This is a genomic window from Micromonospora tarensis (assembly GCF_016803395.1).
Lineage (GTDB): Bacteria > Actinomycetota > Actinomycetes > Mycobacteriales > Micromonosporaceae > Micromonospora > Micromonospora tarensis.
In genome coordinates, this window is sequence record NZ_JAEVHL010000242.1 from 1 (window position 1) to 10,056 (window position 10,056).

Below are 10,056 nucleotides of genomic sequence, written 5' to 3' on the forward strand. Positions count from 1 at the left end.
GTGGCCGCCGAGGCGGGGGGTGCGGGTCGCCGGTCTGGCCGGTCGGCGCCCGGCCCGGATCTGGTCGTCGCGGCTCCGCCCGCCCTCTTCGCGCCGCTGCACGACCGGCTGGCCGCGCTGGACGCCTCCGGCGGCCCTGACCGGGCGACCCGGCGGTGCGAAGGGGTGGTTACGCCGTCACTTGGCGGGTGGCGACGGGCAGGAGCCCTTGGGCGCCGTCGGCGGGCCCGAGTCGCCGAGCGACTGGTTCACCTCGGTCGTGGTGGCGAGCTGCTGGAAGTCGTTGCCCAGCACCACGTCCACGGTGTCGTCGGTGCGCTTCTCGTCGTAGCCGGGCACGGCGTCGTTGAGGAAGTACGCCTGCAGCAGGTGCGCGGAGCCGACGCCCTTCGGACCGAACCGCAGCACCGCCACGCCGTCGACCTGCTTCTTCTCGTTGCCGGTCTTCTTGACCTGGAACTGCCGGTTGCTGAACTCGTCGGCGACGGTGCGGGCGAGGCCGGGCTGGTCGGTGCCGTTGATCACGTTGATCTTGACGTCCTTGCGTTCGCGCAGCGTCAGGTCCGCCAGCGGCCAGCCCTCCGGGCAACCCGCCGCGGTGCCCGCGTTGCCCTGGCTGTCGCGGACCACGGCCACGACGACGAAGACCAGGGCGATGATCGCCAGCAGGCCGACGACGACGAGAGCTCGCACGCGCGCAAAACTCATCAGGGCACTCCCCGAACCTCAGGTGGGTGGTGGCGGCCAGCAGCGCTCGCTCAGGCCGCCGGCCGTCGAATACGCCGCTGAGGTTAACGGTTGTCCGGCCGTCGCGTGGAAACAGCCCGACATGCCGGCGTGCCGACCGTGAACCAGGTACTACTACCCCTATCTTCGTGTCGCCTGAATCACATTGGGAACAACTTCGCGTGCGGGGGCGTACATCTCAGCCGCAAGGGCGGTATACATGCCTCGCCCAAGGGGGGGTAAGGTTCCGCGCTCGCAGGGGAGTCGCCCCAGCGAGCTCGACCCGTTCGGTCCTCGGGTCGGGTGCCCGACACAAGTGGTGGCCGGCCAGCGGAACCGAAACAGCGTCGTCCGGCGTTACAACCGGAAGCGACAACATCGATATGGGAGAGTGAAACCGATGGCCACCGACTACGACGCCCCGCGTCGCGACGAGGTCGACCTCGGCGAGGACAGCCTGGAAGAGCTCAAGGCCCGGCGCGTCGACTCACAGTCGGGCGCGGTGGACGTCGACGAGGCCGAGGTGGCCGAGAGCTTCGAGCTGCCCGGCGCCGACCTGGCCGACGAGGAGCTCACGGTCAAGGTGCTTCCGATGCAGCAGGACGAGTTCCGGTGCGCTCGCTGCTTCCTGGTCCACCACCGTAGCCAGCTGGCAGTCGAGCGTAACGGCGAGCTGATCTGCCGCGAGTGCGTCTGACAGATTGCGACACCGGCGGCGGCCTCCGGAACGGGGCCGCCGCTGCCGGTGTAGGCATGCGGCAGCGGTGGGTACCTGCTTGACTCGTAGCGGGTAGCCACAGCACCGGGAGGTTCGATGAGCGATCGAGGCGGCATCACCGATGGCGAAGCGGACGACCTCGGCGCCACCGTCGCGGCGCTGACCGCGGACGACATCCAGCCGGCCCGACGCCGCCAACTACTGACCCGGATGGTCGGGCAGGCCCGCGCGCGGGGCATCTCCGACCTGTTCAAGCCCCGTGCCGCCGTGCGCTGGATGGTCGACACGGTGGCCGAGATCGCCCCGCACGTACCGGTGCGGGACCTGGACACCCTGCGCCGGCACTTCCCCGGTCTCGACGACGCCGCGCTGGCCGACCGGCTCGTCCGCAACGCGTCCCGGACCACCGCCGCGATCGGCGCGGCCGGTGGGGGCGTCGCCGCCGTCGAGTGGACGGTCGCCCCGACCCTGCTCTCCGCGCCCGTGCTGCTCGCCGCCGAGACCGTGGCCGTGGTGGCGGTGGAGCTGAAACTGGTCGGAGAGCTGCACGAGATCCACGGGGTGGCGCTACCGAGCGCCGGCAGCCAGCGGGCGGTCGCCCTGTTGCACTCCTGGGCCACCCAGCGTGGGGTCAACCCCATGGTTCCCGGCGTAGGCGTGGGAGCGGTGCTCGGCACCGCCGCCCGTAAGGAACTGCGGGAGATGCTGCTGCGGCGTTTCGGTCGTAACCTGACCACCCTCGGGCCGTTCCTGACCGGCGCGGCGGTGGCCAGCTTCCTCAACCGCCGGGCCACCCAGCAGATGGCCGATCAGCTACAGGTCGACCTGCGTCGGCGGGGCATCGCCCGACCCGCGCCACCGACGGCCCTGCCGGGCCCGCCAACCGGCACCTGACCGGCCGACCGGGTCGGGTCAGGCCGACTCGCCCGGCGGGGGACTGGAAACCGCGAGGGCGTCCCGCGCGGCCAACACCGCCTCGGCCAGCTCGACCGGGTGCCGCGTGCTCACCACCCAGAACGGGGTCGGGTCCGCGGGGTCGTCGAGGACCACCTGCACGGCGCCGCCGATCCACGGGCGCTGCACCACGAAGGCCAGCGGGTCCGCGCCGACCCCGAGCACCTCCCGCCGACCGGCGGCGTCCAGCGGCACCACGTCGGCCACGAAACGCACCGGCAGGCGGGCGTCGTCCACCCGCAGCTCGCCGTCGGTGACCCCGACCCGGATCCGACCCAGCCACCACAACCCGGCCGCGGCGAGCGGCAGCAGCACGGCGAAGGGCAGCCAGGCGCGGACGCCCGAGGCGCCCATCCAGATCTCGACGGCCAGCAGCGCCGCGGCCACCAGCCCGGCCAGCCACAGCCACCAGGGCAGATCCAGCCGCTCGGTGTACCCCGAGCGGGTGGCGACCGGCGGGTGATCGGCGGACGGGGAGGACGACATGCTCACTCCTGCGAGGGTACGGCGCACGGCGGCTCGGCGAACCGGCAGGATGGCAGGGTCACCCCGAGAACCGGACGGAAGAGGGGACCCGTGACCGACGTCGTACCCGTGCCCGTGCAGCTGCTCGACCCCGAGCTGCCGCTGCCCACGTACGCCCATCCCGGCGATGCCGGAGCCGACCTGGTCGCGGCCGCGGACGTGGAGCTGCCGCCCGGCGGCCGTGCCCTGGTGCCCACCGGCGTCGCCATCGCGCTGCCGCCGGGGTACGTGGGCCTGGTCCATCCCCGCTCCGGTCTGGCGGCCAGGCTCGGCGTGACGGTGCTCAACGCGCCCGGTACGGTCGACGCCGGCTACCGGGGTGAGATCCTGGTCAACCTGATCAATCATGATCGGGATGTGCCGGCGAAGATCTCTCGCGGCGACCGGATCGCGCAGCTCGTGGTCCAACAGGTCGCACGGGCGCGGTTCGAGCCGGTGGTCGAGCTGCCCGCGTCCCGGCGCGGGACCGGCGGGCACGGGTCGACCGGCGGACACGCCGGGCTGGTGCCGTCGCCGACCGGCCAGGGCCGGGTCGAGCAGCGACCGGACGAGCCGGGCCGCAGGCAGACGGAAGAGATGGCAGGGTGAGTGTGAACAGCGGAGGGCGGGCGCAGTGATCTTCTCCCGAAAGCGGTCCGATGCCGAGCGGCAGACCCGTGACGAGCGGGCCGTCGAGGCTCCGGACCAGGGCGACGCGGCGCCGACGCTGGTGCGCGGCCCGTACGACATCTCCGAGAGCCACGACGACGTGCAGCGACTCGACCTGGGCAGCCTGCACATCCCGGCGATCGCCGAGGTCGAGGTGCGGGTGCAGGCCGACCCGCAGGGCGTGATCCAGCAGGTGGTGCTGGTGCACGGCGACAACGCGCTCCAGTTGGGTGTCTTCGCCGCCCCCCGGTCCGAGGGGATCTGGGACGAGGTGCGCGAGGAGATCCGGCAGTCGCTGCTCCGCGACGGGGCGAGCGCGCAGGAGGTCGCCGGCGAGTACGGCCCGGAGTTGCACGCCCAGGTGCGTACCCCGGACGGTGTGACGAACCTGCGGTTCGTCGGCGTCGACGGGCCGCGCTGGATGGTTCGCGGCGTGTTCCAGGGCCCGGTGGCCACCGATCCGGCGCTGGCCGGGCCGCTCGTCGAGTGCCTGGACGGCCTGGTGGTCGACCGGGGCCAGGAGGCGAGGCCGGTCCGCGAGCCGCTGCCGCTGCGGCTCCCCGCGGAGATCGCCGACCAGGCGGGCGACGCGGCCGGCGAAGCGCGCCAGGTCTGATCCGCGCGCACCGGCCCGCCGGAACCGGCCCCGTCGGCGTACGCTGGCGGCACGGTTCCGGTGCCGTCAGGGCCGGCCGGGGTCGGCGAGCGTGGAGAGGGTGACGCGGAGGTCATGACGACCGACGAGAGCCGGGTGTCGCTGCGGCGCATCCTGCAACGGTTCACCGCCAGTGAGGCCGAGATAGACGCGCAGGAGCTGCGTCGGGAGAGCGCCGAGTGCGGCGGCATCCCGGCCCAACAGTGCTCCCGGGGTCAGCTGGTCTCGGTCGCCGGTCGGCTGCGCACTGTGGTCTACACGCCGCGCACCAACCTGCCCACCCTCGAGGCCGACCTGTACGACGGCAGCGACGTGGTCACCCTGGTCTGGCTGGGTCGACGGCACATCGCCGGGATCGAGCCGGGCCGACACCTGACCGCGCGGGGCCGGGTGGCGGTCCGGGACGACCGCAAGGTGATCTACAACCCGTACTACGAGCTGGACTCGCCCAAGTGACGACACTGCGGACGGAAGGCCGGCGATGACCACGGGACAGCACCGGGCGGCACAGCCGGAGATCGACCCGCCGGACGACGAGCGCCTGCCGACGATCGCCGAGCAGATGGCCGACCAGCTCGGCGGCTGGCGGGGGCTGGTCGAGTCCAGCATCCCGGTCGTGGTCTTCGTCCTCGCCAACATCATCGGCGAGCTGCGGCCAGCGGTGATCGCCTCGGTCAGCGTCGCGGTGCTGATCGCCGGGCTGCGGCTGGCCCAGCGCCGGCCGATCCGGCACGCCGTCAACGGGCTGTTCGGCGTCGGCGTCGGCGCGGCCATCGCCTGGCGCACCGGCGACGAACGCGACTTCTACCTGCCCGGCATCCTCTACGGCATCGGCTACGGCGTCGCGCTGCTGATCTCGGCGGCCATCCGGCAGCCCCTGGTGGGTTGGATCTGGTCGGTGCTGGTCGCCAAGGGTCGCTCGGAATGGCGGGCCGACCCGAAGCTGGTGCGCACCTTCACCCAGCTGACCGTGCTCTGGGGCGTGGTCTGGCTGGCCAAGGTGGGCGTGCAGGCGGGTCTCTACCTGGCCCACCAGGACACCGCGCTGGGCGTGGCCCGGCTGGCGCTGGGCTACCCGCCGTACGCGCTGCTGCTGCTGATCACGGTCTGGACGGTTCGCCGGGTCACCCGGGAGTCGCCGCCGACCCCACTGCCCGGCGCCTGAGCGACGCGGGGTCAGCCGGCGTCGGCTCAGCGTGAGCCGCGGGTCCGTTCGACGCTGTCCGGCCCGAGGATCACCGCGCGGACCCCGTCCTCCACCTCGGCGGTGCAGACGAAGATCAGCTCGTCGCCGGCCTCGATCGGATCGTCCGGGCTGGGCACCAGCACCCGCTTGCCGCGCAGGATCGCCACCAGCGCCGAGTCGCGGGGCAGCGGCACGGCGTGGATCGGCTGACCGACGTACGGCGCGGTCGGCGGCAGGGTGATCTCGACCAGGTTCGCCTCGCCCTGCCGGAAGGTCATCAGGCGGACCAGGTCGCCGACGGTGACCGCCTCCTCGACCAGCGCGGCCATCACCCGCGGCTTGCTCACCGCGACGTCCACGCCCCACTGCTCGGTGAACAACCACTCGTTCTCGGCCCGGTTCACCCGGGCGACCACGCGGGGCACCGCGAACTCGGTCTTGGCCAGCAGCGACAGCACCAGGTTGGTCTTGTCGTCGCCGGTCGCCGCGACCACCACGTCGCACCCGGCGACGTTGGCCTCCTCCAGGCTGGTCAGCTCACACGCGTCGGCCAGCACCCACTCCGCGGCCGGCACCCGGTCCGGGCGCAGCATCTTGGGTTGGCGTTCGATGAGCATCACCTGGTGGCCGTTCTCGATCAGCTCCTGGGCGATCGAGCGGCCCACGTTGCCCGCGCCCGCGATGGCGACCCGCATGGCTCAGTGCCCTCCTTCCGGCGGCGTCGCCGCCACCGACGTGACCGCCGCCACGATGTCATCGCTGACCAGCATGAACACCTGGTCGCCCTCCTGCACCACGGTCGAGCCGGTGGGCAGCGTGCCGATGCCGAAGCGGATCAGATAGGCCACCCGGGCCCCGGACGCCTCCTCCAGCGCCCGCACCGACCGACCGATCCAGTCCTTGTGCACCGGCACCTCGACGATCGACACGGTGCTGGTGGGGTCGCGGAAGATCTCCACGTTGCCCTCCGGCACCAGGTGCCGCAGCATCCGGTCGGCCGTCCAGCGCACCGTCGCCACAGTGGGGATGCCCAGCCGCTCGTAGACCTGCGCCCGGCGCTGGTCGTAGATGCGGGCGGCGACCCGGGACACGCCGAACGTCTCACGGGCCAGCCGGGCGGAGATGATGTTGGAGTTGTCGCCGCTCGACACGGCCGCGAAGGCGTCCGCGCGCTCGATGCCGGCCTGCCGGAGCACCTCGCCGTCGAAGCCGGCCCCGGTGACCGTGATCCCGGCGAAGTCGGGACCGAGCCGGCGGAAGGCGTCGGCGTCCTGGTCGATGACCGCGACCGAGTGCCCTCGGGACTCCAGGCTGTGGGCGAGGGTCGACCCGACCCGGCCACACCCCATGATCACGACGTGCACGCTGTCCCTCCCAAGGTGCGTACCGCTCCCGCTGCCGGTGGCCTTCCGAGTGCGAGCCTGCCACGTCCCGGTGGGGAGCGGGGACCGACCGTACCCCGTCGTGTCGGGCCGCCGTGATCGCCCACCCCCGCGTTCCCGCCATGGTGGTCGTACTCTTGGCGTTCGTGGCCAGTCCCACCTCGCTGCTGAAGCGGCTTCTCCTCGGTCGACCGTTCCGGTCCGACCGGTTGCAGCACACCCTCCTGCCGAAGCGCATCGCGCTGCCCGTTTTCGCCTCCGACGCGCTCTCCAGCGTCGCGTACGCGCCCGACGAGATCCTGCTGACCCTCTCCATCGCCGGCGCCTCGGCGTTCCTGTTCTCCCCGTGGATCGCGTTGGCCGTGGTCGTGGTCATGCTCACGGTGGTGGCCAGCTACCGGCAGAACGTGCACGCCTACCCCTCCGGTGGTGGCGACTACGAGGTGGCCACGGTCAACCTGGGCCCGAAGTTCGGCATCGGGGTGGCCAGCGCGCTGCTTGTCGACTACGTGCTGACGGTGGCGGTGTCGGTCTCCTCCGGGGTGGCCAACCTCGGCTCGGTGGTGCCGTTCGTGGCCACCCACAAGGTCCTGATCGCGGTGATCGCGGTGGTCCTGCTGACCGCCGTCAACCTGCGCGGCCTGCGGGAGTCCGGCACCGCGTTCGCCATTCCCACCTACGGCTTCGTCATCGTGATGGGCGGGATGCTGCTCACCGGGCTGTTCCGGGTCTTCGTCCTCGGTGACGAACTCCGCGCGCCCAGTGCCGACCTGGTCATCCAGGCCGAGCACAGCGTCACCGGTTTCGCACTCGTCTTCCTGCTGCTGCGCACGTTCAGCTCGGGCGCCGCCGCGCTCACCGGCGTCGAGGCGATCTCCAACGGCGTACCGGCGTTCAAGGCCCCGAAGAGCCGCAACGCCGCCACCACGCTGCTGCTGCTCGGCACGATCGCGGTGAGCCTGCTGGTCGGGATCATCTGGCTGGCCCGGCTGACCCACCTCCAGTTCGTCGAGGACCCGGCGCTCCAGATCGTCTCCGGCCCCGACGGGTACGTGCAGAAGACGGTCACCACCCAGCTCGGCGAGACGATCTTCGGCTCCGGGTCGATCCTGCTCTACGTGGTGGCCGGCATGACCGCGCTCATCCTGTTCCTGGCCGCGAACACCGCGTTCAACGGCTTCCCGGTGCTCGGCTCGATCCTCGCCCAGGACCGCTACCTGCCCCGCCAGTTCCACACCCGCGGCGACCGGTTGGCCTTCTCCAACGGCATCACCTTCCTGGCCGTCTTCGCGATCGTGCTGATCGTCGGCTTCCAGGCCGAGGTCACGAAGCTGATCCAGCTCTACATCGTCGGAGTCTTCGTCTCGTTCACCGTCTCCCAGGCCGGCATGATCCGGCACTGGAACCGGCACCTGCGCACCGAGCGGGACCCGGAGGTGCGTCGCCGGATGTACCGGTCCCGGGCGATCAACACGTTCGGCATGGGCCTGACCGGCACGGTGCTGGTGATCGTCCTGATCACCAAGTTCCTGCTCGGCGCCTGGATCGCGATCGCCGCGATGGCGGTGATCTACGTGCTGATGCTGGCCATCCACCGGCACTACGAGCGGATCTCCGTCGAGCTGACCCCGCCGGTCGACACCCGGGCCGTGCTACCCGCCCGCAACCACGCGATCGTCCTGGTCAGCAAGCTGCACCAGCCGACCCTGCGGGCCGTCGCCTACGCCCGCGCCACCCGACCGGACACGCTGACCGCGGTGACCGTCAACGTGGACGAGAAGGACACCCGGGATCTGCAGGCCGACTGGGAGCGGCGGGAGATGGCCATCCCGCTCACCGTGATCGACTCGCCGTACCGGGAGATCACCCGGCCGATCCTCGACTTCGTCGCCTCCACCCGCCGCAAGTCACCCCGGGACGTGGTCACCGTCTTCATTCCGGAGTACGTGGTCGGCCGCTGGTGGGAGAACCTGCTGCACAACCAGAGCGCCCTGCGCCTCAAGGGTCGGCTGCTCTTCGAACCGGGGGTGATGGTGGTCAGCGTGCCGTGGCAGCTCGCCTCGACGGCGAGCAAGAACCTGGACCGGCTGGACGCCGCGCTGTCCCGGACACCCGCGCGCGGGCCCCGCAGCGCGGCTGCGCCGGTGGCCGCCGCGCCGCCCGCCGAGGTTGCCCCGACGGACGGGGAGAGTGGCCCCCGTGACTGAGTCGACCGGGCAGCGCACCGCGCCGTCCCTGCCCCCGTCCCCGGTGCCCGTAGGTGGCCTGGCCGAGGCGGAACGGGTCGAGCTGACCGTCGACGCGGTCGCCCCCGGCGGGCACTGCGTGGCGCGGGTGGACGGGCAGGTGGTCTTCGTCCGGCACGCGCTACCCGGGGAGCGGGTCATCGCCGAGGTGACCGAGGTGCACCGGGGGTTCGTCCGGGCCGACGCGGTGACCGTGCTGGATCCCTCGCCGGACCGGGTCGAGCCGCCCTGCCCGTACGCGAAGCCGGGCGCCTGCGGGGGTTGCGACCTGCAACACGTCGCCCCGGCCGCGCAACTGGCCTGGAAGACCGCAGTGGTGCGCGAACAGCTGGTCCGCCTCGGCGGACTCACCGACGTCGAGCTGGACCGGCTCGGCGTGCGGGTCGAGGCGCTGCCCGGCGGGCTGCTGGGCTGGCGCTCCCGGGTGCGCTACGCGGTAGACGCCGCCGACCGTGCCGGCCTGCTCAAACACCGCTCACACGAGGTGGTGCCGATCGACCGCTGCCGGATCGCCCACCCGGCCATCCAGCAACTGCCGGTGCTCACCTCCACCGGCGCGTCCTGGCCGGCAGCGGAGGCGGTGGAGACCGTCGCCAGCACCGGCGGGGACGTGACCGTCACCGCGGTCCGCGACGGGGTGCCCACCCCGGTCAGCGGCCCGACCGAGGTCCGCGAGGTGGCCGCCGGACGGGACTGGACGCTGCCCGCGTCCGCGTTCTGGCAGGTGCACCCGGCCGCGGCGGACACCCTCGGCACGGCGGTGCTGGAGCTGCTCGACCCGCGGCCGGGCGAGGTCGCCTGGGACCTCTACGGCGGGGCGGGGCTGTTCGCCGCCGGGCTGGCCGCCCGGGTCGGCCCGACCGGTCGGGTGACACTTGTCGAAGCCGCCGCGCAGGGGGTGGCCGCCGCCCGGCAGAACCTCGCCGACCTGCCCACCGTCGAGGTGGTGTCGGCCCGGGTGGAGACCGCGCTGGCCCGCCGACGGATCACCGGCCCGGTGGACGTGGTGGTGCTCG

At 72.4% G+C, this 10,056-nt stretch carries 12 protein-coding genes; 8 read left to right on the forward strand and 4 right to left on the reverse strand.

Annotation, left to right across the window (positions count from 1 at the left end; genetic code table 11):
• Positions 1–177: 177 nt before the first annotated feature.
• Positions 178–693 (reverse strand): LytR C-terminal domain-containing protein, encoded by a 516-nt coding sequence (locus JM949_RS29610; RefSeq protein ID WP_203151449.1) that lies wholly within the window; start codon positions 691–693, stop codon positions 178–180.
• Between the two features lie 433 nt (positions 694–1,126).
• Here JM949_RS29610 and JM949_RS29615 point away from each other — a divergent pair, with 433 nt between their 5' ends.
• Together JM949_RS29615 and JM949_RS29620 are read left to right on the forward strand one after the other, a co-directional pair.
• A complete protein-coding gene (locus JM949_RS29615) occupies positions 1,127–1,423 on the forward strand; it encodes a DUF4193 domain-containing protein (RefSeq protein ID WP_007075406.1) in 297 nt (98 codons plus the stop codon).
• Positions 1,424–1,540: 117 nt separating this feature from the next.
• The gene (locus tag JM949_RS29620) at positions 1,541–2,338 is read left to right on the forward strand and encodes a hypothetical protein (RefSeq protein WP_203151441.1); all 798 of its coding nucleotides are present in this window, start codon (positions 1,541–1,543) and stop codon (positions 2,336–2,338) included.
• A gap of 18 nt (positions 2,339–2,356) precedes the next feature.
• Here JM949_RS29620 and JM949_RS29625 read toward each other — a convergent pair whose 3' ends face one another.
• On the reverse strand, positions 2,357–2,884 hold the full coding sequence (locus JM949_RS29625) for a DUF3093 domain-containing protein (protein WP_203151442.1): 528 nt from the start codon (positions 2,882–2,884) through the stop codon (positions 2,357–2,359).
• A gap of 90 nt (positions 2,885–2,974) precedes the next feature.
• Between JM949_RS29625 and dut the strand changes: the two genes are divergently transcribed.
• From dut to JM949_RS29645, 4 genes are all read left to right on the forward strand, one after another.
• Positions 2,975–3,511, forward strand: a complete 537-nt coding sequence (gene dut / locus JM949_RS29630; protein ID WP_203151443.1) for a dUTP diphosphatase — start codon at positions 2,975–2,977, stop codon at positions 3,509–3,511.
• Positions 3,512–3,536: 25 nt separating this feature from the next.
• The gene (locus JM949_RS29635; RefSeq protein ID WP_203151444.1) at positions 3,537–4,187 is read left to right on the forward strand and encodes a DUF3710 domain-containing protein; all 651 of its coding nucleotides are present in this window, start codon (positions 3,537–3,539) and stop codon (positions 4,185–4,187) included.
• A 114-nt stretch (positions 4,188–4,301) separates the two neighbouring features.
• Positions 4,302–4,682 (forward strand): OB-fold nucleic acid binding domain-containing protein, encoded by a 381-nt coding sequence (locus tag JM949_RS29640; protein ID WP_030489360.1) that lies wholly within the window; start codon positions 4,302–4,304, stop codon positions 4,680–4,682.
• Between the two features lie 25 nt (positions 4,683–4,707).
• Positions 4,708–5,391 carry a DUF3159 domain-containing protein gene (locus tag JM949_RS29645; RefSeq protein WP_203151445.1) on the forward strand — a complete coding sequence of 228 codons (684 nt, stop codon included), beginning with the start codon at positions 4,708–4,710 and terminating at the stop codon, positions 5,389–5,391.
• Positions 5,392–5,417: 26 nt separating this feature from the next.
• Here JM949_RS29645 and JM949_RS29650 read toward each other — a convergent pair whose 3' ends face one another.
• Both JM949_RS29650 and JM949_RS29655 read right to left on the reverse strand, forming a co-directional pair.
• Positions 5,418–6,107: a potassium channel family protein gene (locus tag JM949_RS29650; RefSeq protein ID WP_203151446.1), complete on the reverse strand. Its 690-nt coding sequence runs from the start codon at positions 6,105–6,107 to the stop codon at positions 5,418–5,420.
• Positions 6,108–6,110: 3 nt separating this feature from the next.
• Complete coding sequence (locus JM949_RS29655) at positions 6,111–6,776, reverse strand: potassium channel family protein (protein WP_203151447.1); 666 nt, start codon at positions 6,774–6,776, stop codon at positions 6,111–6,113.
• A 164-nt stretch (positions 6,777–6,940) separates the two neighbouring features.
• Between JM949_RS29655 and JM949_RS29660 the strand changes: the two genes are divergently transcribed.
• Positions 6,941–9,001: an APC family permease gene (locus tag JM949_RS29660; protein ID WP_309232384.1), complete on the forward strand. Its 2,061-nt coding sequence runs from the start codon at positions 6,941–6,943 to the stop codon at positions 8,999–9,001.
• Positions 9,002–9,044: 43 nt separating this feature from the next.
• Positions 9,045–10,056 (forward strand): class I SAM-dependent RNA methyltransferase (locus JM949_RS29665; protein ID WP_203151450.1); only part of this gene is annotated, 1,012 nt, incomplete at its 3' end.